This window comes from Flavobacteriales bacterium (genome assembly GCA_016704485.1).
Taxonomy (GTDB): Bacteria; Bacteroidota; Bacteroidia; order Flavobacteriales_F; family PHOS-HE28; genus PHOS-HE28.
Genome location: JADJAA010000002.1, coordinates 1 through 22,449, shown reverse-complemented (window position 1 = coordinate 22,449; position 22,449 = coordinate 1). Strand labels below are relative to the sequence as shown.

Annotated in this window: 26 protein-coding genes; 3 read left to right on the top strand and 23 right to left on the bottom strand. The window is 49.9% G+C overall.

Annotated elements, in window-relative coordinates:
* Window positions 1-2 precede the first annotated feature (2 nt).
* The 14 genes from IPF95_11380 to IPF95_11315 form a co-directional block, all read right to left on the bottom strand.
* A complete protein-coding gene (locus IPF95_11380; GenBank protein ID MBK6475291.1) occupies window positions 3-1,004 on the bottom strand; it encodes a glycosyltransferase in 1,002 nt (333 codons plus the stop codon).
* Window positions 1,005-1,201: 197 nt separating this feature from the next.
* Window positions 1,202-2,326 (bottom strand): glycosyltransferase family 4 protein, encoded by a 1,125-nt coding sequence (locus IPF95_11375; GenBank protein ID MBK6475290.1) that lies wholly within the window; start codon window positions 2,324-2,326, stop codon window positions 1,202-1,204.
* Window positions 2,327-2,367: 41 nt separating this feature from the next.
* Window positions 2,368-3,303, bottom strand: a complete 936-nt coding sequence (locus tag IPF95_11370; protein MBK6475289.1) for a GDP-mannose 4,6-dehydratase — start codon at window positions 3,301-3,303, stop codon at window positions 2,368-2,370.
* Window positions 3,304-3,388: 85 nt separating this feature from the next.
* Entirely contained in the window at window positions 3,389-4,525 is a 1,137-nt protein-coding gene (locus tag IPF95_11365; protein MBK6475288.1) for a hypothetical protein, read from the bottom strand.
* Window positions 4,522-5,409 carry a UDP-N-acetylglucosamine 2-epimerase (non-hydrolyzing) gene (wecB, locus tag IPF95_11360; GenBank protein MBK6475287.1) on the bottom strand — a complete coding sequence of 296 codons (888 nt, stop codon included), beginning with the start codon at window positions 5,407-5,409 and terminating at the stop codon, window positions 4,522-4,524. Before wecB ends, IPF95_11365 begins: the two co-directional genes overlap by 4 nt.
* Window positions 5,318-5,614: a hypothetical protein gene (locus IPF95_11355; GenBank protein ID MBK6475286.1), complete on the bottom strand. Its 297-nt coding sequence runs from the start codon at window positions 5,612-5,614 to the stop codon at window positions 5,318-5,320. The genes wecB and IPF95_11355 overlap by 92 nt, the downstream gene beginning before the upstream one ends.
* 74 nt (window positions 5,615-5,688) lie before the next feature.
* Window positions 5,689-6,879 carry a glycosyltransferase gene (locus tag IPF95_11350; GenBank protein MBK6475285.1) on the bottom strand — a complete coding sequence of 397 codons (1,191 nt, stop codon included), beginning with the start codon at window positions 6,877-6,879 and terminating at the stop codon, window positions 5,689-5,691.
* Window positions 6,876-7,169, bottom strand: coding sequence for a hypothetical protein (locus IPF95_11345; GenBank protein MBK6475284.1), 294 nt, complete (start codon window positions 7,167-7,169; stop codon window positions 6,876-6,878). Before IPF95_11345 ends, IPF95_11350 begins: the two co-directional genes overlap by 4 nt.
* A 15-nt stretch (window positions 7,170-7,184) precedes the next feature.
* Entirely contained in the window at window positions 7,185-7,916 is a 732-nt protein-coding gene (locus IPF95_11340; GenBank protein ID MBK6475283.1) for a glycosyltransferase family 2 protein, read from the bottom strand.
* Window positions 7,882-8,754 carry a glycosyltransferase gene (locus IPF95_11335; GenBank protein ID MBK6475282.1) on the bottom strand — a complete coding sequence of 291 codons (873 nt, stop codon included), beginning with the start codon at window positions 8,752-8,754 and terminating at the stop codon, window positions 7,882-7,884. The genes IPF95_11340 and IPF95_11335 overlap by 35 nt, the downstream gene beginning before the upstream one ends.
* Entirely contained in the window at window positions 8,735-8,887 is a 153-nt protein-coding gene (locus IPF95_11330; protein ID MBK6475281.1) for a glycosyltransferase, read from the bottom strand. The genes IPF95_11335 and IPF95_11330 overlap by 20 nt, the downstream gene beginning before the upstream one ends.
* 53 nt (window positions 8,888-8,940) lie before the next feature.
* Window positions 8,941-9,951 (bottom strand): glycosyltransferase family 2 protein, encoded by a 1,011-nt coding sequence (locus tag IPF95_11325; protein ID MBK6475280.1) that lies wholly within the window; start codon window positions 9,949-9,951, stop codon window positions 8,941-8,943.
* A gap of 32 nt (window positions 9,952-9,983) precedes the next feature.
* Window positions 9,984-10,406, bottom strand: a complete 423-nt coding sequence (locus IPF95_11320) for a hypothetical protein (GenBank protein MBK6475279.1) — start codon at window positions 10,404-10,406, stop codon at window positions 9,984-9,986.
* A 114-nt stretch (window positions 10,407-10,520) separates the two neighbouring features.
* The gene (locus IPF95_11315) at window positions 10,521-11,381 is read right to left on the bottom strand and encodes a glycosyltransferase (GenBank protein MBK6475278.1); all 861 of its coding nucleotides are present in this window, start codon (window positions 11,379-11,381) and stop codon (window positions 10,521-10,523) included.
* Window positions 11,382-11,638: 257 nt separating this feature from the next.
* On the opposite strand from IPF95_11315, the gene IPF95_11310 reads away from it, so the two are divergent.
* The 3 genes from IPF95_11310 (at window position 11,639) to IPF95_11300 (ending at window position 13,800) form a co-directional block, all read left to right on the top strand.
* Window positions 11,639-12,463, top strand: coding sequence for a hypothetical protein (locus IPF95_11310; GenBank protein MBK6475277.1), 825 nt, complete (start codon window positions 11,639-11,641; stop codon window positions 12,461-12,463).
* A 14-nt stretch (window positions 12,464-12,477) separates the two neighbouring features.
* Window positions 12,478-13,053 carry a hypothetical protein gene (locus IPF95_11305; GenBank protein ID MBK6475276.1) on the top strand — a complete coding sequence of 192 codons (576 nt, stop codon included), beginning with the start codon at window positions 12,478-12,480 and terminating at the stop codon, window positions 13,051-13,053.
* A gap of 183 nt (window positions 13,054-13,236) precedes the next feature.
* On the top strand, window positions 13,237-13,800 hold the full coding sequence (locus IPF95_11300) for a hypothetical protein (GenBank protein MBK6475275.1): 564 nt from the start codon (window positions 13,237-13,239) through the stop codon (window positions 13,798-13,800).
* Between the two features lie 396 nt (window positions 13,801-14,196).
* Here the strand turns inward: IPF95_11300 and IPF95_11295 are convergent, their stop codons facing one another.
* The 9 genes from IPF95_11295 to IPF95_11255 all read right to left on the bottom strand — a co-directional run bounded on the left by IPF95_11295 (window position 14,197) and on the right by IPF95_11255 (window position 22,438).
* Entirely contained in the window at window positions 14,197-15,150 is a 954-nt protein-coding gene (locus IPF95_11295; GenBank protein ID MBK6475274.1) for a glycosyltransferase family 2 protein, read from the bottom strand.
* Between the two features lie 7 nt (window positions 15,151-15,157).
* A complete protein-coding gene (locus tag IPF95_11290) occupies window positions 15,158-15,379 on the bottom strand; it encodes a hypothetical protein (protein ID MBK6475273.1) in 222 nt (73 codons plus the stop codon).
* Window positions 15,380-15,670: 291 nt separating this feature from the next.
* Window positions 15,671-16,600 (bottom strand): glycosyltransferase, encoded by a 930-nt coding sequence (locus IPF95_11285; protein MBK6475272.1) that lies wholly within the window; start codon window positions 16,598-16,600, stop codon window positions 15,671-15,673.
* Between the two features lie 101 nt (window positions 16,601-16,701).
* Window positions 16,702-17,493: a sulfite exporter TauE/SafE family protein gene (locus tag IPF95_11280; GenBank protein MBK6475271.1), complete on the bottom strand. Its 792-nt coding sequence runs from the start codon at window positions 17,491-17,493 to the stop codon at window positions 16,702-16,704.
* The gene (gene cysN, locus IPF95_11275; protein ID MBK6475270.1) at window positions 17,493-19,367 is read right to left on the bottom strand and encodes a sulfate adenylyltransferase subunit CysN; all 1,875 of its coding nucleotides are present in this window, start codon (window positions 19,365-19,367) and stop codon (window positions 17,493-17,495) included. The genes IPF95_11280 and cysN overlap by 1 nt, the downstream gene beginning before the upstream one ends.
* On the bottom strand, window positions 19,367-20,251 hold the full coding sequence (gene cysD / locus IPF95_11270) for a sulfate adenylyltransferase subunit CysD (GenBank protein ID MBK6475269.1): 885 nt from the start codon (window positions 20,249-20,251) through the stop codon (window positions 19,367-19,369). The genes cysN and cysD overlap by 1 nt, the downstream gene beginning before the upstream one ends.
* Before the next feature lie 584 nt (window positions 20,252-20,835).
* Entirely contained in the window at window positions 20,836-21,240 is a 405-nt protein-coding gene (locus IPF95_11265; GenBank protein ID MBK6475268.1) for a hypothetical protein, read from the bottom strand.
* Between the two features lie 215 nt (window positions 21,241-21,455).
* Window positions 21,456-21,761 carry a glycosyltransferase gene (locus IPF95_11260; GenBank protein MBK6475267.1) on the bottom strand — a complete coding sequence of 102 codons (306 nt, stop codon included), beginning with the start codon at window positions 21,759-21,761 and terminating at the stop codon, window positions 21,456-21,458.
* A gap of 275 nt (window positions 21,762-22,036) precedes the next feature.
* Entirely contained in the window at window positions 22,037-22,438 is a 402-nt protein-coding gene (locus tag IPF95_11255) for a methyltransferase domain-containing protein (protein MBK6475266.1), read from the bottom strand.
* Between the last annotated feature and the right edge of the window lie 11 nt (window positions 22,439-22,449).

Below are 22,449 nucleotides of genomic sequence, written 5' to 3'. Positions count from 1 at the left end.
GGTTACTGCACCAGAAGTGCGCCGATGGTCTTATTAACTCCAGGGATACGGATAGGCGCCATGTTGAACACCCGTGAGACCCGAAAAAGGAACCGCTTCCATAGTGGAATTGAACGCCAGATCTCTTTTGGGAAGAGCCGTTTCTCAAGCTGTGTTAATTCAGCTCTCGAGATCTGTTCTTCACGTCCGTGGTACAGTAGCTGAAGTTGGATCCTGTGCAACGTACCGACCAACGCGCTGCGCATACCCAATCGATCCGCATCAGGCATGAATCGTTCATAATAATGCAGCGTGGCATCCACTAGTTTCTCAGATCTTCGCGCAATACCGTCAGACCTTCTTTCTTCGCCTACACGATAATAGCAATCAATAGGGCCGGGGAATTGTTCTACCCGTACGGAAGGTAACATGAGTGCACGCGTATGCAGTTCCACATCCTGATGTCGGGCAAAACCTTCATCGAATCCGCCTAACTGTTTAACGAATTCTTTCTTCCATATCGGTTGCATTGTTTGCCACGGAAGATCGTGACGAAAAAAATCCCGTAGCGGCTTTTTGTGTTTGGGAACCCAACGTCGTGTGTCATCACCTAACCGATGCCTGAATACGCGCATGGTGAACACGCCCATATCCGGATCCTTGGTGCGGATCATTGCACTTACACGAGTGCCTAGGCAATGAGGGGCCAGTTGATCATCGGCATCCAGGAAAATTACATAATGCCCTTTCGCTTTCGCGAGACCGTAGTTCCGACAGCGGTTCGCTCCAGAATTCTTGTCCAACACATCCACCGAGATCCGGGGGTCACTTTTTGCAATCTCCCGTATCAGATCTACCGTACCATCCGTGGAAACATCATCCACGACAAGCAGTTCCCAATTGCCATAGGTCTGTGCTTGCACCGATGCTATGGTGTCCACGATATAATCCCGCTTGTTATAACTCGGGATTATTACTGAGACCAACGGCGCCTCGCTGCGAGCGAAGGAAACAGGATCTTTCATATGCCGCAATTCAAAACGATCTCAACCAAGGCGAGTTCATCCTTTAACGCAAACAGAACTGACATTCTCGAATTATCCGACTTGACTCCAACTTCATTGATACACCAGAATCGATAAGCGTCATCAACGATCAGGACTGAGGAGTGGGTTGCCATAGGTCTTGCGAAAGGTAAATACGAGGCGCTTATCGGCTCTGCTCAACTTTGTGTTGAAACAATATTCCTGAACAATTCCACTGTCCGTTCGGTGACCTTCGGCCATGTGAAATCCGCTTGCACCCGCGCCAAGGAACGAGCACCAAGAATCGCTCGCTCCGACTGAGTGAGCTCCATGAACTCGATCAGTGCGCGATAGAGTGCATCAGCGTCACCGGGTGGGAGAAGCCAGCCATTGTCCCGGCCAACCAATTCAGCGGTTGCACCAACATCGCTCACGATAATTGGCATGCTTCGCGCCATGGCCTCCAATACCACCGTGGGCATTCCTTCGAAACGGGTCGGCAAGAGGAACGCATCGCATTGGGTGTATAGCGCAAACAGTTCATCGTCCTCCACACGCCCCAGTAATTGTACGTTCGATGGAAGTCCTTTGCTCTTGAAATGCTCCAGTAATGATCCACTTCCAGCCAATTCAAACTGTAGTCGGCCACCATGTCCTTCGGCAACGAGCCGTTCAGCTACCGACATCAGCACATCGATGCCTTTGTTGAACGCGAACCGACCAACGAAAAGGATCCGCAGCGTTGCGTTCCGATCCTGAATTACTTGTACGGAAGGAACTTCAACTGCATTGGGAAGTACTGCGATCTTTCCGGTTGTGCCTTTCGCCAACTTATTCAATATACCCGTCAGCTTACCGCCTAACGAGATCGTCACACGACTCCTTGCTACCAAATAGCGAAGTAACATGCGGAATGGAAGTCCTATCAGTTTATCCTTCACGGTCAATCCTTGGAACATTTCGAGACCATGTGGATGCACGATCAAGCGACCCTTGAATCGATCGACATCCTTCCAAACACAGAATCCTTGGGACATGATCACATCACCTCCGACCCTATCCAGCACTTGGGCAACCGCAGCACTGTAGCGCCACAATTCGCGCAAGTATAATTTCTCCGGATCTATCGGTGGAACGTGCACTTCCTTGATACCCAATTTCGCATCGAACAATGGGACCGTATGGGGATGAAGCACGGTCAATTCCACATCTTCACGTTGCGCCAAATGCATAGCGAGCAGACTTGAGTGGCGCTGCATACCGCCCATGGCATGCGGAAAGACGCCATCCGTGCAGAGCGTTATTTTTATCTTACTGGACAATTTTCAGAATGCAGTAACAGGTGAGCTTCCTGAACTGGCTCCTATCCGATAGGAACTTCCTTCAATAACGTTGCAATACCCTGGTCGAGATCCTGTTGTGGTTCCCAACCCGTCTCCTTCTTCAGTTTGGATACATTCGCTAGGAGGTGCATCCGTTCAACTTTGCGCACCCTTGTTGGATCCACTTCGATCGTGAGGGTTTCACCGAGTTGCCGTTCGAACGCTTCAACTACTTCGCGAACGCTGTATTCGATGCCTCGACCAATGTTGAATTTCGGGTTTCCTTTAAGCCCTTTCGTCAACAAGGCACGCATTGCACGGCCCATATCGGAAGTATGAACGAAATCGCGTTTTGGGTCCAAGTTGCCCAACTTCAATGTACGGGCGCCTGCTAACACTTGCTTCTGGATCTCCGGTATCAAATGCGCATTGGTCTCATTGGGTCCGAATGCATTGAAGAACCTTCCGATGATCGCCGGAATACCCGTACGATAGTGGAACTCACCGACCAAGCGTTCACCTGCGAGCTTCGTGGTTCCATAAATATCCATTGGTCCGGTGATGTGTTCCTCATCAACAGCTCCGTCCGAGATCGGATAAACCGCAGCCGTGCTGGCGAAGAACACTTGCTTCACGGAAGATGTTTTTGCACATGCGTCCAGCACATGGATGGTTCCGTTGATATTGATATCCGCAGCTTCAACCGGGTGTTGATTGCAGAACGGAATGAAGTGGATCGCAGCCAAGTGTAGTACCCAATCCGGCTGAATACGCTGGATCACTTCAAGGACCGCTTTACGATCCCGAATGTCAACCTTGTAGAAGCGCTCATCCGGAACACCGGCCAAGGCTCTCCTACCGAACGAAAGATCATCCAATACATGCACCGTGTGACCATCCGTACTCAATAACCGGCCTAGTTCAGACCCGATAAATCCGGCACCACCGGTAATAAGTATGTTCCTTTTTTCCTGCATTGCCGCGAAGGTAGGGCTATGGCTCATAATAGCGGCCATCTCAGGATCATCTTAAAGTCTGATCGGGAAATTTCAGATAAGGACTCTAACGCAATGCCTCAAGTACCCTTGTGTAAGACGTAAGATGTGCTCGCTTTGTGAATTGCTCACGTGCAACGCTTAACAATCGTTCGCGTTCCTTTTGATCAGGACAATGGATCGGTGGAACGCTCCCATCTTCAGCGACCACCAGACCAAGCCGGTGCTCCATCACGAGGTCACTAAGGTCTCCCAGATAAGGAGAGATCAATACGGGCAGACCGGCGCTGATATACTCCGCAAATTTGGTCGGCGACGCAACTCTGTTCGTTAAACTATCCTCTCGCAATAGTATTCCAATATCGCAAGCCATCAGAAAACGTCGTACCTGTTCATGTCGTAACCACCGTCTTTCAACCTGGTCCGGAAATTTCTTCATGAGCGAAATGGTCTCAGGCGACTCTTCGCAAAGGAACAAGAGCTTTAAGGATGGTTCCGCCGCCAAAAGAGGTACCAATTGCTTTTCCACCAATTCCAACGACTGCCAACCGACCGTGCTACCAGCATAGACCATGATCCTATCTCCCGTTGACCAACCAAGCTCCGCGCGTACCGCATTTTGATCCTGACCCACCGGGTCAATGATATCAATGCCCAGCGTACAAGGGATCACTACATACGAGCTTCCCGCGTATCCATAACGCGCTTTCCAGTGTTTAACAAGGGCTCGGCTAACGGAGATACGCATGTCGCTACGATGCAAAGCATCCGCCTCCAACGGTCGGCATTGCTCGATCAATCGTTCATCATCCACAACTCGATATTCTTCCCACTCTGCTGCATAAGCTCCTCGGCCATCCAAGCACACTTTCGCGATCTTACCACGTTCGCGCATTTCAAGCGCCATGTGTGTTGCAAAAATGCCACGGCCAATGATACCCGACGGTTTAAAACGCCGACAGACCATGGATACCCACCCCAGATTCATGCGCCAATAGCGGGCACGTGGCATCATAGGTAGGACTATTGCATCCGGTACACGAAGCCGTATTGCCTTCCGCGTGCTCCAGAACTTCCGGATCGAGACCAGTGCGACCAAACGCACTGGCTCCATCCCAAGCGTATTGAGATGCATGACCACGTCGGTCACTTGGCTCCAGTAAACACCGGATGGACGGTCGTTATAGGTCAAGTAGAGTATCACAGCGAACGATCCAATACATCGAAAACGCGTTCCGTTGCATGGCCGTCCCAAAGATGCGGAATCTTGCTCTCCTTGAATCGTTTATCACGAATTCTGTTGAGTGCATCGGCCAAGGCATCTCGATCAAATGGCACCAATTCATTGGACCCTTCGGTTACGGTAATTGGTCGTTCCGTATTGGGGCGGAGCGTCAAACACGGGATCTGTCGAAATGTTGTTTCTTCCTGAATTCCACCACTATCCGTGATCACTACCTCGCTGTGTGCGATCAATTTCTGGAATGCAAAATAATCCAGTGGGCCATGTAATTGAAGGTTCTTAATGTTCTCCAATTCCTTGAACGAGCCGAATCGTTCCATATTCGTCCGTGTGCGCGGGTGTACGGAGAATACCACGGTACGGTCCTTTGCTGCCACTTCGATCAACGAGATCATCTTATCGAGTTCTTTCGGATCATCCACGGTCGCGGGGCGATGCATGGTCATCAACGCATAGCCACCGGTCACGAGTTGTGAGCGCTCCAAAATATCATTGGCCTGGACCAGGTCATCGTATGCCACAAGACTATCGATCATGGTATTCCCGACCAAGTGAATGCTATCGGCACTCGTGCCCTCGGCGATCAGATTTTCTCTTCCACTTGGTTCCGTTACGAACAAATGATCGCCCAATCGATCCGTGACAATGCGATTGAATTCTTCCGGCATACCACGATCACGACTTCGAAGTCCACTTTCCAAATGCGCTAAAGCAATCCCTACTTTATTGGCAGTTAAAGCCGCCGCCAAGGTGCTATCGACATCTCCAACCACCATCATTACATCCGGTCGCTCCTTGATCAGAACCGGTTCCAAGGCCAACATCATACTTGCGATCCCTGGCATTTGGCGTATTCGCGTGAATACCCAATGAATGATCAGGAACCATGCGCAGCTGCTGGAAAAAGATCGTACTCATACGATCATCCAGATGCTGACCGGTATGCACCAACACTACTTGCCAATCACCGCGTTCCGATGCGACTTTCTTGAACCGAGCCACCTTCATGAAGTTCGGGCGAGCGCCTATGATGATCACTAATTTCTTCATTGTTATCGTTCACTTCCGGGGCACTATCGATTCATATCAGCTTACTGCGAAAGTAAGCCCATCACCAATGCAGCTCAAAGCAATTCACCGATCCGCCGATAGTTCGTTGCACAATTGAACCCATCCTGCCAAGCGCTGCGAACACCTAGCCTGAACTCTTGTGAAAGTAGACGGTCCAAATTCGATGGTTGAAGTGCCTCCAGTATTTCGGATACGTTTGGGTGGCCATTCAATAAACAGCCTATTGATCCATTAACGATCTCACGTACGCCACCTACATCATTCGCCAATAATGGTATCCCAAAACTAGCGGCCTCCATCAAGGCTATAGGTAACCCTTCACTGTCGCTCAGGTGAATGAAAAGGTCTACCGGTCTGGTGGCATACCATTCCAGAACATCGGCGTTGGATGTATTTCCACGCAGGTCCGCACGGATATTCCGTGGTAACCGATCCACCGCTTTCTGGATAGGATCCCGATCAGGCCCATCTCCAAAATGGGTCCATTCCACCGGTCTATCCAATTGTGCAAGTGCTTCGACAAGCAGATCTACTCGTTTGGGTTTGCGCAGGTAGGAACAACTTGCAATACGCAGTGTAGGTGAGGGTGCCCATGGTGCAAGACCATGATCCGGTGTTCCCAAACGGGCCAATATGGTTTTATACGCGTGTTGCGGATAGTTCTCTTTTATATGATCGACCCCGGGACCCGATACCAAAAGAAGTTGATCCGCAGCATCCAACTGATATGTCCTGAATGGAATGTTGCCACTGGCTCTGCGATGTTCGAACAAGTCCCAACCATGGCCCATTGCCGAAAACCGGAACCCAGGATTGCGCTCTTTCACCAATCCTAGTACGGTAACCCAGTCTTCCAACCAAAGAGATAGAACTACGACTCTATCAGGATCATAGCTCTTGCCCATCCGCGCCCAGAAAACCGTTGCTTTTCGTACCAATTGACGCGAAAGGCTCAGAACATAACGCCGCGACCGACCCTCGCGATCTCCATACCTGCTCATGGTCCGCAGAACTGCTGGAGCATTTAGGAGCGTCCCGTGTTTCGATAATGGGGTGTAATCGTCATCCTTCCATAACTGCAATACTTCAATGCCGTCGGGTACGGGAAACTCCCCTTCTCCATCGAACATGGGAATGACCACAACACGACTGAACTGCTTCTGCCAGATCGGTAGCGCATGTTGCAAGAATGCTTCCCCTCTCCCATTGGGATACTGACGTGTACACAACCAGAGCTCTTTCATTTCTTTGGTGTGTTGATCTTTGGCTGTGAACCTAGCATGGTTCGAAGGATAAAATATATTCTTCGAAGATCGAGCGCTCCACCTTCCTTGATGTAAGCAATGAGGGGTTCTTTGCCATGCTTAGGCAATTGATAAAGGAGTTGTCGCCAGGCATCATGAACCCGCATATGCAACGCTTCTGGATCGAAGGTTCCCGCCCTGGAATTGATATGTTCCAATTTATTCAACCATTGCCGAAAGAACTTCACCGAATGGCCGGTTGGCGGTTCCGAGAATAGGTTGATGACCATAAATGGACGTTCATTTCAGCCGGCGAGGGGTGGTGGCCATCCCAATTCCTCGAATGCAAAATTGATGCACTCCGGAAGCTCATTCGATCGATCCCTTCCGAACGAAACGCCTTGCTCTCCACGTCTGTATTCGACCGTGACATCATCCAAATTCGAGAATTGCAATTTGCGCGATGCACGCGCTTGGAACATCCAATCCTCGCCATACCGCGGCCACTCGGGTTGATAGCGCAGATCATGTTCCTGCAATAAGGATCGACGATAGATACTCGTTGGTTGCATAACAGCTACACCAAAAAGCAATTGCACTTTGCAGGTGTTCGGATGCGTAGGCCTTTTGATCACCTCGTTGCGCCCGAGAATCTTGATATTGGTACCGCTGATGCCGATCTCCGGATGTGCATCCATGAAAGCGATCTGTTCTTTGAACCGGTGGGGCAACAAAATATCATCCGCATCCACACGAATGATGTATTCACCTTCTGCCTGATCCATCGCATGCTGAGCAGTAACACCAGGCCCTTTGTTCGTTGGATTCGACAATACGCGCAATCGTGGATCAGTGAATGACCTTAGTACGTCCAAGCTATTATCTGTACTGGCATCATCCACCGCGATCACCTCTAGATCGGTGAATGATTGCGCGAAAATGCTTTCGAAACATTCCCTTAGAAAGGTGCTTTGTTGTACACCGGAACTACCACGCTCACCTTCATCCCCATAAGTGCTGCCATTTACGCTTTGCACGAAAGGCAAGCCAGCTTCCAGCACTCACCTGATCGGCAATCACCTTAAGGCGTTCTTGCTGTTCTGCGTTGAGAGTGATCGTATGAACGAAGCGTGTTGAAAGGAACAACCGCATAGCATTGAACCTTCGTTCGGAGTGTATTACTCTATTCCATTTCAACAGAAAATGTATCACCATCCGCGAAATGCGATCCTGCTCCATCATGCTTACCGGTATGCCCCGCAAGCCATTGGGCAGTTCATGTCCGACGGAGAGTATCTGCGCTAGATCCAGAAGCTCCACTGCACAACATAACCCGTGCAGGACACCCGCCATTTCGTCCACGAACGCTTCAGGTGCCGTGGCCGTTTTAGCGTCTTCATGCATCCTGAACATGGCCAGCCGTACGGGTTCAATACGCAGGTGTTCTATTCCATATCGAAATAGAAATTGCAACCAGAGTTCGTGATCCATCACGTATTTCAACGCTTCATCAACACCGCCGATCTCCTTGACCTTATCCAATGCGTAAAAGGTCGACTGCTGATTGATCTTCGGAGAATGATAAAGTGCATCGGTTTGCGATAAAATATCCAAAGGCAACGGCTCTCCCGTTCCATCTTTCTGACGAACCATTCGAATACCTTCGAAGATAAGTAGGTCGGGATCCTGGGCGAATGCTTCCGATACGATATGCAACGCACCCGGTAGTAAAGCATCATCGCTGTTGATCCAACTGAAGACCTTGCCCGAGGCATGCTCCAACCCTTTATTGATGGCATGGCTTTGTCCACGGTCCTTTTCACTGCACCACCATTTCAAATTCTTCTCGTTCTGTTCAATAATGTACGGACCCATCAGTACTTCCACCATCCACAATGATGTGTTCCGTGATGGAACGGTCCTGAGTGCCGACCGAAGCGATGCACTCCGGCAAGAATGCCGCTTGCTGAAAACTTGGGGTTATTATGGAGACGACAGGGAGGTTCATAGACCGTGACAGACGCTATTGCGTGCAAGATACTGGAGTCTTGCAACAATTATTCAACCTCTTCCCACCCAACGTTTGAGCGTGACCTTCATTAAGTAGACCAACCGATCCAACGGCCATTTTCCGGATAGCCGCATGTGTGTAATGGCAGCACCAATTCCATCGTCAGCTAAGAGGAAATATGCCGTATTCCAACAGTATTCGACATGCTTTTCGAATAAGTCAACCGGAAATAGCTGGCGTGACCGGTTCATGACGATCAATTTGCACCGCCAGTTCCACAAGGATCTCACCCGAGCACTGTTGAATGTTCCTTTCTTGAGCTTGTGGAACATGAGCTGTAAGGCGAATTCCTCATCCGTTGCAGCGATCCCATACGATCCGAAACCATACCGACAGACCTGCTCTTTGTCGTGGACCGGGTCTCTTCCATGGCGTTGATTCTGTTCACCTATGCGGTAGTTCAACAAAGGCTCCGGCAAGTTCGCGAATTGAGCATACTCACTTACTCTCACCATGAAGATATAGTCTTCGCCCGGAAACCGCCAATCCGCGTTGCTACGCAGACCATTGTCCATAATGACCGACCGCCGGATCATTGAAGACCCATACAGAACAGGATCGGTGAACAACAGTTTAGCACGGCATTCGCGATCCGTGGCCGGCCAACGATCAATACCCGTACGCGCCCCGAAATAACGTGCAGCAGTGCCACAAACACCCACTTCCGGATGTGCATCCATGAACGCGACCTGCTTGGCCAATCGGTCCGGGTGCGCTGTATCATCCGCATCCAGCACTGCAATGTATTCGCCTCGTGCAGCTTCATAGCCCCGGTTGGCTGCGGCTGCCCTTCCTCCGTTCTTTTCGGCGGTAACAAGCCTGATCCGCGGATCATTGATCGCTCGCACCTTTGCAGGACCGTCGTCCGTACTGGCATCGTCCATGACCAATACCTCAAGATCGCCATATGTCCCTTTCAAGATGCTATCAATGGCCTCTACAACAAATTCTCCTTTGTTGTAGAGCGTCATAAGAACGCTGACCTTGGGCTCTTGATCCATTGCAATTGCTTGGTGTACTCGGAGCGATCCTACTACTTATCACCTGAAATTCGTCGGACCATGCGCTTACCAATATGGGCGATGGCATTCAGAGAAACCGTTCTGGAACAACGCGCATGAGCCAGTGCAGCCGCGGCATCCTGATCGGCCAATAAATTGAACAAACGCTCCCAGTGACGTTCCACTTCATTGGAAAATATGGGTTCCGGAAATACGCCTTTGCTCTTGTTGATCTGCTTGATTTCATTCACCCATTTCCATAACTCAGGAACTTTGCTGACCGATAATCCTGTAGGATCTCCTTCACTTGGGTAAACATGGAGCTTTAGCTGTTCCTTCGTGAGATCCCGTAATGTATTTTTCACAATGCTCTCCCATGTCTCACCTGCGAACTCGCCTTTGTTGTAAAGCGTGATCAGCGAGATTATTTTTGGAGGCAAAAGTTGAACACTCATGATATTGAGTCAGTGTGCAAGACCTTTATAAAGTGCTAACACTTGGGATTGGAACGGGCGGTGCGCTACCCTTGATCTTCCAGAGGATCCTGTAAACCACGTTGGATGCGTTCTTTAATGTTCGAGTTGTCCATGTGCCTTTCCCGTTACTAGTTCTATGAAAGCGTGGGCGGAATCAACGCGCTTCCATTGTGATGGCGTATGCAGCATTAGCTTGATCGCGTTACGCTTCTCAATCGGTGATCCGGCACTTTTCAATGCACCATGCACCACTTGGGATCTCAGTTTATTGATCACACGCTGATCCTTCACCTCCTTCATTGCCCATTCCAACAGCACTTCATTGTAGTGCCAACGCATGCGCGGTGAGCGTTCATTCGCCGTAATGCGATTCTCGCCATGCACTCCTCTTAGCGCCACTGCTTTCTCTATACTGCCCGGATACATGCGCAGATAAAATGCAAGACGAACTGTGAATTCAGAATCTTCGTGCATGGACATTCCCTCTCTCAATAGCTGAGGCATCTTGGCCAATGCGCTTCGTTTCAAAGTAACTGCATCCAACGAAAAATTCCCAAGGTCATGAACCGGCTCACCAATGCCCATGAAAGCTTCGAACAGGCGTTCCGGAGGCAGCCTTTTACGCAATGTCGTAAGCTCACTTGCAAATACCTTATTGAATTGTTCACGGCCTCCTTCATCGTGGTAGTGCACGCCTATTGCGCCATAGACCCCTTCGGCATCCGCATGTTCCGCAAATACCTGTCGGTCCACCTTGAATCGATCCGGTAGGAATAGGTCATCCGAATCCAAAAATGCAATGAACTCCTTCCTGGCTTTCTGCATACCCAGGTTCCGGGTTGCGGAAACGCCTTTATTCACGCTACCGGGATGATGGTAAACGACCACACGTTCCTCGCTCGCGAATAAGCGGTGGACAAGTTCACGGGATCCATCCGTTGAACCATCATCCACGATCCACCCACCTCAGCAACTTCTGGCACAGCGAGTATGGAGTTTACAGCCGCTTCGATATACTGTATCGCATTAAAGACCGGAACCACTACCGACACTTCCATTTTCTGAGCGCGAAGATACCCGATATGGAAGAACAATTCTTCTGCAAAAGCTCTGCAGATCGTATCAGAACCGACCACAGGATCCAATTGTCAGATGATACTGTAGATTTTACTTACGCTTCACTATTTTTGCACCGTCATTGAAGGTCCAGTATGGTCACATCAACATTCGAAAGCGCTATATACTACGTGTTGTTGCCGTTGGTCGCACTAATAGGAAACGTCCATTGGTGCAATGCACAATTGATGCTCCCTGGGCCATTGGTACTCAACGGTGCCAACCCGAATGAGCGACAGATCACCGGCTTAGCCGACCCCCTTACCGCAGATGCGGCAATTAGTGTGGAGGCGATTCGAACTAATCGGACCACGTATACGACGGTCAATGGAACCACTTTGTTGAACGGAACTCTTGTTCCTGCCCCAGTGAACTATTCTGCTGGGATGGTAGTGACGATCCTACCTACATCGGCAAATGAACCCGGAGCGACACTGGATCTGAATAATTTGGGTGCAAGACCCATCGTAAAAGCAGGTGGCATACCATTGGATAGTGCTGATCTATGGCCCGGAGTGCCTTCCCGGATGATCTATGATGGCCAGCGTTTCATCGTTCTTGGGAGTTCTTCGATCCCCTGTAAGAACGGATTCAGTGTGGGTGCAAGGGAATATTGCATCGAAGATTCCTCACGTTCAGAAGTTTCCTTCTTTGATGCAGTGGTCTTCTGCAAGAACCGTGGTGCGCGATTGTGCAAGAATAGCGAATGGGTCCATCAGTGCCTGCGAATTCCCGGCTTCCTTGGCACAGTGCTCGATTATGAGTGGGTGGACGATGCCGCTAACCATCTGGACGGAGGCAAACGAATTGGTAATGGAGGAAATGGTGAGACCGGAACGATCCCCGGAATAGATTGTAAACACGGCTCCTCTATAGCTTCAACTACTAGTGTACGTTTCAGATGTTGCATGACCAGATAAGAACCTCGCTTACTGTGCTCGCAGTAACCGCTTTATTAGGCTGCTTTGCACAGGTGACTTATGACAAGCCGATCCAAATTACCGGGAACGATGCACAGCGTACCGTGCAAGGTGTTGGTGAGCCAGAGTCCAATTCCTCTGCGATCACGGTGAACGGAGTTGTTGTTTCAGGAGGTTACACTTGGTGTTCCGCAACTATGTCCTCTGACACGATCTTGCTTGTTGCACTGCCGGACGTGGCTTCACTATCGGACGGGCTTTTGTTACGGTTCCTGTCACCTGTCGATCAGTTCGGGCCGACCTATGTGAAAGGTGCGAACGGCTTGGCCTCGGTCCCTTTGGTCAGGCCTGATGGTCTACCACCCACTAATGGTCAATTGCTTGCTGGCGCTGTTTGTGAAGTGCTCTACGCGAATGGCTACTTCATACTGATGGACCGTACGGAGACGGGCTGCCCTCCAGTTTTCTGCAAGCGACTGACCGCTTATGTATTGAAGCCGACGTTGTTACTGGCATGTTGTTCCACCCGTCACGGGATCGTTGTGCCAACCTTGGTGGCAAACTATGTAGCTGGGCAGAGTATGTTGTAGGTTGCACAGTGCTCGCTGGGCAATTGCAGGGATTGTTCTCGGAGTGGGAATGGATGGATGATACATCGAACCACGCCCATGGATCAGACCAGGTTGGTCGTCTTACGTGTGGAGCCAGCGCAACACTGGGTTACTGAGCACATTAACGGCTAACAATCGCTGTTGCTACCACCCGCGATGATGATGCGATCGACCATATTAATGCTGGCCTGTTGCTCGGCAGTCGCTGTGAATGCACAAGTGCGTTCTGATGGCCCATTGATCTTAAATGGGCTTGGCAGCATCGACCGACAACTGAACGGTCTTTCACCGTCACTTACACCCGGAGATGTATTAAGCGCGGAAGTGGAACAAAGCGGCACTCATCGTTTTGTGAATAATACAGCTGGAACCACTTGGCAAATTACGTTGACCACATTCGATACTCCTATCGAAGCAGGTACCCAATTCATGATCACTGCTCCAACGAGCATCACCGGCCCGGTACAGATCCAGGTCGGGGCACAGGGACCTTACCCTTTGTTTTGGAAACCCGGTGAAGCGATTGTGGGTGAGGATATTCCGGATGGCATGATCATATCCGCGGTTTTTGATGGCGCGGTTTTCCAAGTGCTCAATGGTCGCGCGCATAAGCTGAGGGAGTGTCCAACGGGCATGATCGAGATCGGTACTCAGTATTGCATTGATCCGAGCAACAACCACAAGGAACAACCGATTTCTTTGACGCGGCCAACAATTATGCCCTAAGCGGAGAGCGCCTGTGTACCTGGGCGGAATTTGCAGCCGCATGCCCGGATGCTGGCATTTTGGGGCTAATAGCAGCAAGCGGGGATTACGAATGGGTGGACGATTCTGCCAACGAGGTGTTGAATGTTCGTGTGGTGCGTTTGTTGACTTGTCAATTCCCGAGCCACCGTAGTTCAACTACCAGTGTGGCACCGTCACGGTGTTGCTATACACGATAGGTCGGTAGGTGCTCTGTACCTTCAAACACCACGTATTCCTCCGATTGCGTTATCGATAGTTGGAGCGTAAGCTTTGGTCCAGTTCGACACCCTGCGGCTTTTCGATCCAGATCACACCAACATTCAGTAATATCCCTGCGTCAGTGATCGGCGCTACTTGTCCAACAGTGAATAGCCATTATACACGAATTACAGCGCCCAAGAGATCTTCTTCTTCTCCGAGGAAGGTTGGGCCGGGAACACGTGTACGCGCTCTTAGTTCCATGACTTGCTGGCGATTCGCTCTCAATAAGGATTGCTTGCGGGCGTCGCTCCGCTTAAGTTCGCTTGATCGTCGAACCAGTAAAGCTTTGTATCGAGCACGGGCCAGTACCGCTAATTCTTCACTTCCGGTCCGTTCATCAGCCGGATCGGAAAGGTTTCTCACGAAGATGCGACGGTCATACTCCATCCGGTCCGTGAAATAGGAACTCTCCGGACGATCTTCCCGATCATGATGGACATATGTGCCTGGAAGTACCCCGATACGTGAACCATGATAATGCAACCGATTTACGTAATTCTCATCCTCTCCATAGTGATAGAAAACAGGACTGAACCCACCGACGCGCTCCACGCAAGCTCTGGACATCAACCACGCTGCTGCATTAACGTTCGTGGTGGCGTAGATCCCGGTCTTCACCTTGCCTAGAACGAGGTCCGATAAATATCCAGGGCATTGTGCAGGTATCAACGAACGGGAGAAAAAGACATCAAGTGCATCACCGCTGCCGTTCAAATGCATTGGGCTAACGATCCCGAACGATGGATCCTTGTCCAACTCCGTTGCAAGCGCAGCCAATGAACCCGGCACTACCCAAGCATCTTGATTGAGCAAAAAGAAATGGGTGGCACTTCGATCCAAAGCCATTCGAATGGCCACATTGTTCGCCTTGCCGAACCCTAGGTTCGCATGGGCGCGATACACTTCCACAGATGGGAACCCGGCCCGGATACGTTCTACCGTTCCGTCCGTTGATCCATTATCGACGACCAGAACCGTACAGGGAGCATCGGCGGACATTAGTGACGCGAAGCAGCGATCGACCCAATGCGCGCCGTTGTAAGTAACAATTATGGTAAAGATCCGCATGGGTTTTTCAGTGCTTATTCTTGAGCATGATGAAAGACTCTAACTTGTCCGTTGATTCGAAATGCCGTGCGATCCGCTGAACTACCATAGTCAATAACTGCTGGTCAGAAAGGATCCTGGCTTCCCTTTCACGCTTCAAGAACCAGAGGTATTCCAAGTGAAGGTCGCGCAGGAATCGCAGCATGAGATTCTGAAATAGGTAGGTTTCAAGGCGGTCACGATGTTGCATGGTCGTGCTTCTTACTTCGAGGCGCATGGTGATTTCATCTCACTTCAAGCAACGAATGCGGCGAATATAGTGTATTGATGCACCTTGGCTGAAAGACCGATCGTTGCCGATCGTCAGTCCACATTGAAAGAAAGCCTAGTCTCCGAGCAACTCGTTGATCAACGTGCCAATTGAAGGGCAACCGTCTTCTAGGGTGAACAGGCCAAATGCCGATCTCACCTTTTACGAGTAGCGCTTCCGGCGACCCGGATCAGAATAAGCGTTAGCTCCAATTGAAGCGACCTATATTCTTCATTTCTTGAATGTGATCTTCTTGAATAGAAGTCTTAATATGTCACGGCCACTTTTTCGTTTAAGCAAATTTGAATCCTCTGTCGCGTTCTGCTCAATGACCTTGATGTATGTGTTCAACGAACGATCAAACTTGGCCAAAGCGATCATTCTGTGCTCTTCTTTTGTAAGCAAAGACAATACATGAGCTTGATTGACCACAATTGCATGATGCGTTTCTATTTCAGACTTCGATGAAAAAATGCCAACCCCTACTCGATATACGGACATGGCGTCATCCAACCGATGGATAAAACCTTTGGAGGCGCTTATTACATGAAATAAATAATCAGCCATCGGTGCAGAAAACAGCTCAAATGGCAAGTTCTCACGAAAGTTTCTGAATACCACCGTATTCGTGTGCATTAGATTACCGTGTTCCAACAATGCGCTGATCCCAACTGGTCGCTCTTTTATCAGGTCGAATCTAGGCTCGGTGATTGAATCCGGAACCAATTGACCATTCTGTTCCAACATAGCTCGGTGAAAGCAAATGGAATGATCCGGGTTGGCCTCAAGAAAGTCCACTTGTTTCTGGATCTTCAATGGGTCCGTCCAGTAATCATCTCCATCGCAGAGCGCAATGTACTTCCCCTTTGCAGCGTTCAAAGAGTTCAGAAGGTTGTATCGCCCTGTTGGTTTTCCTTGTATGTAGATCACATCTTCCCTGGAACGTAAGAAAAGCCGAATTCGATCCGGATGTTCATCCGCTATCCGCTTACAGACCTCTCTTGTTCCGTCCGTGCTTTCATCTTCACCGATAAGTATCTCGAAAGGAAGATCCGTACGCTGCATCAATGCGCTATTGATGCATTGCTCAATGTATTTTACATGATCATAAGTGGAGATCACTACGCTCAGTAAAGGCTCGGTCATCGAATTTTGTTCCATGGTCATGCTCTTTCAAGTGGAGATCGACAAGGGCTCTTATACATTCCACCATGGTTGTTTTGTCGTGTTTTCTCCGAAGACTCACTGAACGGACATAAGGTTCAGAGGCTTAACAACAATTTGACACCCACAGCAATGAGCACCAATACGAGTATGAAACGCAGTGCAGCGTGCGGCATTCTAGCGGACAACATCGCGCCGATAATGACAGCGGGAATGCTACCCATCATCAGATTGAGCAGCAAGCCCCCTTCTACATGTCCTAAGAACAAATGACCCAACCCAGCAAATATGGCTAAGGGGATCGCATGCACGATGTCCGTAGCGATCAAGCGAGGGGGAGTTAAGCGAAGTGGATAGAGGTAGACCAGGAACACCGCGCCCAGTGCGCCTGCCCCAACGGATGTGAAGGTTACAAGGATCCCCAGAAATGCTCCTGCTGCAACGGTGAGCGGACCTTGCACTGATTTGAATTTCACGCCTTCAGTGGTCCTTTGGCTGCGCCCTATCCCGTGCAGTTGTTTTTGAAAAAGCATGGCTATGGCGGTGACCATTACCGTAATGGCCACTGCTCCTTTTAATGTATTCATGGATGAGCTATCGATCGGATGGTAACGCAACCAGATCAAGCTTAATGTGGAAGCTGTCAACGACCCGGTCCATAATCGTTTCACGACTTGCCAATCGATCAAGCCATGACGTTGATGTACAGGTGTGGCGAACAACTTAGTGATCGCTGCAAACCACAGATCAGTGCCAACAGCTGCCATAGGTGCCATCCCGAATACGAGCAACAAGATCGGGGTCATCAGGGCACCACCGCCAACACCGGTAAGGCCAACAAGAAGACCTACCGTTGCACCAGCAATGATCAACCGCCAATCCAAGAACATTATGACAACGTCTGGATCACGTTCGTTACACAGTCTACCAGTTCCGTGCGCATGGTATGCAGATGTACCTCCGGGGCGAGAGGCGGCTCGTAATCACTATCGACTCCTGTAAAATTCTTCAACTCCCCTCGGCGTGCCTTTGCATATAATCCCTTTACATCGCGGCGCTCGCACTCCTCCAACGGTGTATCCACGAACACTTCGACGAATTCTCCTTCCGCGAACAGGTCCCTTGCCATGCGGCGTTCATTACGATAGGGTGAAATAAAACTCACCAGCACGATCAAACCAGCATCGACCATCAACCTGGCCACTTCCGCAACGCGGCGCACGTTCTCTACGCGATCCCGCCTCCGTAAATCCAAGATCAGGTTCAACCCGTGGCGCACATTGTCACCATCCAAAATATAGGTGTGTTTGCCTTCGGCATGAAGGCGCTTTTCCAAGAGGTCTGCGATTGTGGATTTTCCTGAACCGGAAAGCCCAGTGAACCAGATACAGCGAGGCTTCTGGTGTTTGATACCGGCACGTGCCGCACGGTCCAGTTCCAACGCCTGCCAATGAATATTGCTCGCCCTTCGCAAGGCGAAATCGATCATTCCGGCTCCAACGGTCTCGAAGGTGAGCTTGTCGATCAGGATAAAACTACCCAGGATCCTATTGGTTCCATACGGTTCGAAAACGAGTGGGCTGCTTGTTGAAATATCTACCGTTGCGATCTCGTTGAGCTCCAGCGTTTTTGCTGCCAAATGCCCGCCCGTATTTACGTCCTCACGGTACTTGATGCCGGTTATGGTCGCAGTCACCTCCCTGCACGCTTGCTTCATTAGATACTGCCGTCCGGGTGACATTGCATGTTCACCCATCCACAACAACCGTGCTTCGAACTGATCGGCAACTTCAGCGGGTGCCTCATCAGCAACAAGTACATCGCCCCTACTTGCATCAACCTCCTCATTCAACGTAATGGTCACCGAGGTCTGAAGATCTGCCATTTCAACTTCATCGAAGCCGACATGGACCGCTTTCACAGATGCTCGCACACCAGAGGGTAAAACCCGGACCTTATTACCAGGCCGAACCGTTCCTTCGGCGATCCGGCCACTGAACCCGCGAAAATCCAAATTCGGTCTGTTCACATATTGCACCGGCATCCGGAATGCTTCACGCTCTGCTGATCGCTTGGCATCCACTGTTTCCAAATAACCGATCAAGCTCGGTCCGTCGTACCACGAAAGACGCTCCGTGCGCTCTACCACATTATCACCATCCAGGCCAGAGAGCGGAATGGCCTGCATTCCATCGAAACCCAGATCCTTGGCAAATGCCTTGTAGTCCGCAACTATTCCATCGAAGGCGTTCTGATTGAACTCCACCAGATCCATTTTATCAACGGCAAGCACGACATGCTTGATGCCCATCATGGCCGCAATACGGCTATGGCGCCGGGTCTGTACGAGGACACCTTTGCGCGCGTCGATCAGGATCACAGCAACATCCGCAGTGGATGCGCCGGTGGCCATGTTGCGCGTGTACTGTTCATGTCCGGGTGTATCCGCTACAATGAACCGCCGCTTTTCCGTGGCAAAGAACCGATAGGCTACATCGATCGTAATTCCTTGCTCGCGCTCGGCCTGTAAACCGTCCACAAGTAACGCCATGTCCATCTTCTCACCTTGGGTTCCGTATCGGCGAGAATCGCTCTCGAGCGATTGTAGTTGATCGTCAAAAATATTCTTGCTTTCGTAGAGTAACCTCCCGATCAATGTGCTCTTACCATCATCCACACTTCCGCATGTGATGAAGCGCAACGTTTCCTTGTTCGCCTGTTCTCTTACGAACTCGAGGACATCCTTTTCGTGTGCCTTTTCCATCAGAAATACCCCTCTTGTTTCTTGCGCTCCATGGAACCGGGTTCGTCCACATCGATCATTCTACCCTGCCGTTCCGAGCTACGGGCATTCAGCGTCTCGGCGATCACGGCTTCCAAGGTATCGGCATCCGACTCTACCGCTGCTGTTAGCGGCCAGCACCCCAACGTCCGGAACCGAACTCGCTTGATCACTGCCTTTTCTCCTTCCTTGAACGGGAAACGATCATCATCAACCATGATCCATTGACCATCCCGTGCAACAACTGGCCGGTCTGCTGCCAAATACAGGGGAACGATGGGTATGTTCTCTTGCAGGATGTAGTTCCAAATATCCTGTTCGGTCCAATTGCTGATCGGGAACACTCGGATCGATTCATTGGGCTGTATCCGCGTATTGTATAGGTTCCATAATTCCGGACGCTGGGCTTTTGGATCCCAACGGTGACCCGCACTGCGGAAGGAAAAGACTCGTTCTTTGGCTCTGCTCTTTTCCTCATCACGCCGCGCACCACCAAAGACCACATCGAATTTATGCATGTCCAAAGCCTGCTTGAGGCCTTGGGTCTTCATAACATCGGTGTGGTAACTACTCCCATGTGTGAACGGGCCAACTCCGTCGGCCTTCCCTTCCGGGTTGGTATGTGAGATGAGCTTCATACCGCTTTCTTTGACCATGCGCTCCCGGTGCGTATACATGGACTTGAACTTCCAGCCTGTATCTACGTGCAACAACGGGAATGGAGGCGGCGCAGGATAGAACGCCTTACGCGCCAAATGCAGCATTACCGATGAATCCTTGCCCACGGAATACATCATGACCGGGTTGCGCGCCGTGGCTACTGCTTCACGGATGATCTCGATGGACTCGGACTCTAGTTGTTTCATAACACTGAACTTCGCCTTGTAACTTCACTAACAACCCTAAGAATTGCGCCGTATCGCGCTTAAAAAGAGGGGCACAAAAGTATACTTCCTATTATCAAAGAACCAGTGTTGTCAAGTAAATTAGATGCTTCTGATCGATCCTGGACTGTTTTTGTAGGCTTACAACCGACCATCAGCCTACGGAACGCTCACGGCATATAACGGCCGCTTTGCGTCCCGCTTCATGTTGCTAGAGTATCACAACAATCCGGTATACCGAAAATTTGCTCTTCCTTATGGCCAAGTGTGTTGAATGTAGCCCTTGACAGGCCAACGCACTTCTTAACACCACAGGGCCAAAAGAGCGTTACCTCCAGTTATGAACGGGCGAACTACCTTGAAGCCTACATCAGCACCTCGGCAATGCCGGTGGCTCCCTTGAAACAGATCACCAGTGTGTCCAACATATCGGCCTCGATGCAAACCAATGGGAAGGAATCATAGCATTACATCCAATTAGGTAGCGATCATTAAATGATCAATCCTACATCCATTTGATCCCGATCAGAATTAGCATTCGCTCCGAATGAACCGACCTGTAATATTCATTTTTTGGATGTGATCTTCTTGAATAGAAGTCTTAACAAGTCACGGCCACTTTTTCGCTTGAGCAAATTTGCATCCTCGATCGCGTACTTCTCAATGACCTTGATGTAGGTGTTCAACGAACGTTCAAACTTGGCCAAAGCGATCTTTCTGTGCTCCTCTTTTGTAAGCAATGACAATACATGAGCTTGATTGACCACAATTGCATGATGTGTGTCCATTTCAGACTTCGTGGAAAAGATCCCGACCCCAACACGATAAACCGACATCACATCATCCAAACGATGGATGTAACCGTTCGAAGCGTTTACAACATGAAGCATATAATCGCCGATGGCTGCGGACATGAATTCTACCGGATACGGGCGTTGACCATTCCTGAACACCACGGTATTCGTATGCATGATATTCCCGTGTTCCAATAATGAACTGATACTAATAGGCCGCTCTGTGACACGATCGAACCTGGGTTCTGTTATCGAATCAGAGATCAGCTCGCCGTTCCGGTCAAGCATCGCCGGGTGAAAGCAGATCGCATAGTCAGGGTTGGCTTCTAAGAAATCAACCTGTTTTTGAAGTTTCAAAGGATCCGTCCAGTAATCATCTCCTTCACAAAGCGCTATGTACTTACCCTAGCGTTCGCTAGTAATGACAGTAGGTTTGCACGGCCGGTAGGTTTGCCCTGTATATGAATAACATCCTTACGTTCCTGCAGGAATAGCCGAATATGGCCCGGGTGCTCTGCCGCTAAACGTTGGCAAATTTCTCTTGTACCATCAGTGCTTTCATCTTCTCCGACAAGCAATTCATATGTGAATTGTGTTCGTTGAGCGAGTATGCTATTTATACTCGATTCAATGAACTTAACATGCTGGTAAGTGGGCATGATCACGCTGACCATGGGAAGATTCAAGGACTTATTCATCAAGGGCAATTCACTGTTGAGATAATCAGTGGAGCGAGGCTGTGAGCTTAATGATATTCCATCGCTCTGTAACCTGTCCGATAAGCATTCTATGTTGTCGCGTCACTGACCTATGATCATTGCCCAAGTGCATTACGCAGCGACGCTTTCAATTCCCGCCCTTTTGCAGAACAAGAAATATAGAATCGCTGTAGGTGACATTCTCACCCTTCTCCGCCAATCCTTGAAGCCCAATGATGTGCTCCTTTTTAAGCACATTGGACTTCAATAGCCCGTTAAGCTGAAAATCGGCAAGGATGCTTCATTACTATGCCTTGCTCTTTAACGACCTTGAACCCTGCCTCCTTTACCTCACTCCTTAACGAATCTGCTGTGTAAGTCCTTCTGTGACCGTGTTTGTGGTCATTCTCCGTCAATGCGGACAATGATGAGACCAGACCCATTTCCAATGCCAACCTACGCGACAATGCCAAGGAGTTCGGGACCGTAATGAACAGTAAGCTCTTGTCATGCATCATGCTCTTAATATTGGCCAGGATCGAGGATGTATCGTAAACATGCTCCATGATATAATTGCATGAAAGAAAATCGTAGGTACGCCCAACCGTTCCATGATCGAAATCCTCGAACAAGGCACAATGGTAGTTGATATTGCTGCCGCTGTCATTGGCTTTCAATCTTTCAATAA

Bases quoted from the DNA above. Each gene is read 5' to 3' on its own strand.
- IPF95_11380 (MBK6475291.1), bottom strand. From the start codon at position 1,004: ATGAAAGATCCTGTTTCCTTCGCTCGCAGCGAGGCGCCGTTGGTCTCA.
- IPF95_11370 (MBK6475289.1), bottom strand. From the start codon at position 3,303: ATGCAGGAAAAAAGGAACATACTTATTACCGGTGGTGCCGGATTTATC.
- wecB (MBK6475287.1), bottom strand. From the start codon at position 5,409: ATGCCAGGGATCGCAAGTATGATGTTGGCCTTGGAACCGGTTCTGATC.
- IPF95_11355 (MBK6475286.1), bottom strand. From the start codon at position 5,614: ATGAAGAAATTAGTGATCATCATAGGCGCTCGCCCGAACTTCATGAAG.
- IPF95_11350 (MBK6475285.1), bottom strand. From the start codon at position 6,879: ATGAAAGAGCTCTGGTTGTGTACACGTCAGTATCCCAATGGGAGAGGG.
- IPF95_11345 (MBK6475284.1), bottom strand. From the start codon at position 7,169: ATGGTCATCAACCTATTCTCGGAACCGCCAACCGGCCATTCGGTGAAG.
- IPF95_11335 (MBK6475282.1), bottom strand. From the start codon at position 8,754: ATGGGTCCGTACATTATTGAACAGAACGAGAAGAATTTGAAATGGTGG.
- IPF95_11330 (MBK6475281.1), bottom strand. From the start codon at position 8,887: ATGAACCTCCCTGTCGTCTCCATAATAACCCCAAGTTTTCAGCAAGCG.
- IPF95_11325 (MBK6475280.1), bottom strand. From the start codon at position 9,951: ATGGATCAAGAGCCCAAGGTCAGCGTTCTTATGACGCTCTACAACAAA.
- IPF95_11320 (MBK6475279.1), bottom strand. From the start codon at position 10,406: ATGAGTGTTCAACTTTTGCCTCCAAAAATAATCTCGCTGATCACGCTT.
- IPF95_11310 (MBK6475277.1), top strand. From the start codon at position 11,639: ATGGTCACATCAACATTCGAAAGCGCTATATACTACGTGTTGTTGCCG.
- IPF95_11300 (MBK6475275.1), top strand. From the start codon at position 13,237: ATGCGATCGACCATATTAATGCTGGCCTGTTGCTCGGCAGTCGCTGTG.
- IPF95_11295 (MBK6475274.1), bottom strand. From the start codon at position 15,150: ATGCGGATCTTTACCATAATTGTTACTTACAACGGCGCGCATTGGGTC.
- IPF95_11290 (MBK6475273.1), bottom strand. From the start codon at position 15,379: ATGCAACATCGTGACCGCCTTGAAACCTACCTATTTCAGAATCTCATG.
- IPF95_11285 (MBK6475272.1), bottom strand. From the start codon at position 16,600: ATGGAACAAAATTCGATGACCGAGCCTTTACTGAGCGTAGTGATCTCC.
- IPF95_11280 (MBK6475271.1), bottom strand. From the start codon at position 17,493: ATGTTCTTGGATTGGCGGTTGATCATTGCTGGTGCAACGGTAGGTCTT.
- cysN (MBK6475270.1), bottom strand. From the start codon at position 19,367: ATGGAAAAGGCACACGAAAAGGATGTCCTCGAGTTCGTAAGAGAACAG.
- cysD (MBK6475269.1), bottom strand. From the start codon at position 20,251: ATGAAACAACTAGAGTCCGAGTCCATCGAGATCATCCGTGAAGCAGTA.
- IPF95_11265 (MBK6475268.1), bottom strand. From the start codon at position 21,240: ATGCATACGAATACCGTGGTGTTCAGGAATGGTCAACGCCCGTATCCG.
- IPF95_11260 (MBK6475267.1), bottom strand. From the start codon at position 21,761: ATGAATAAGTCCTTGAATCTTCCCATGGTCAGCGTGATCATGCCCACT.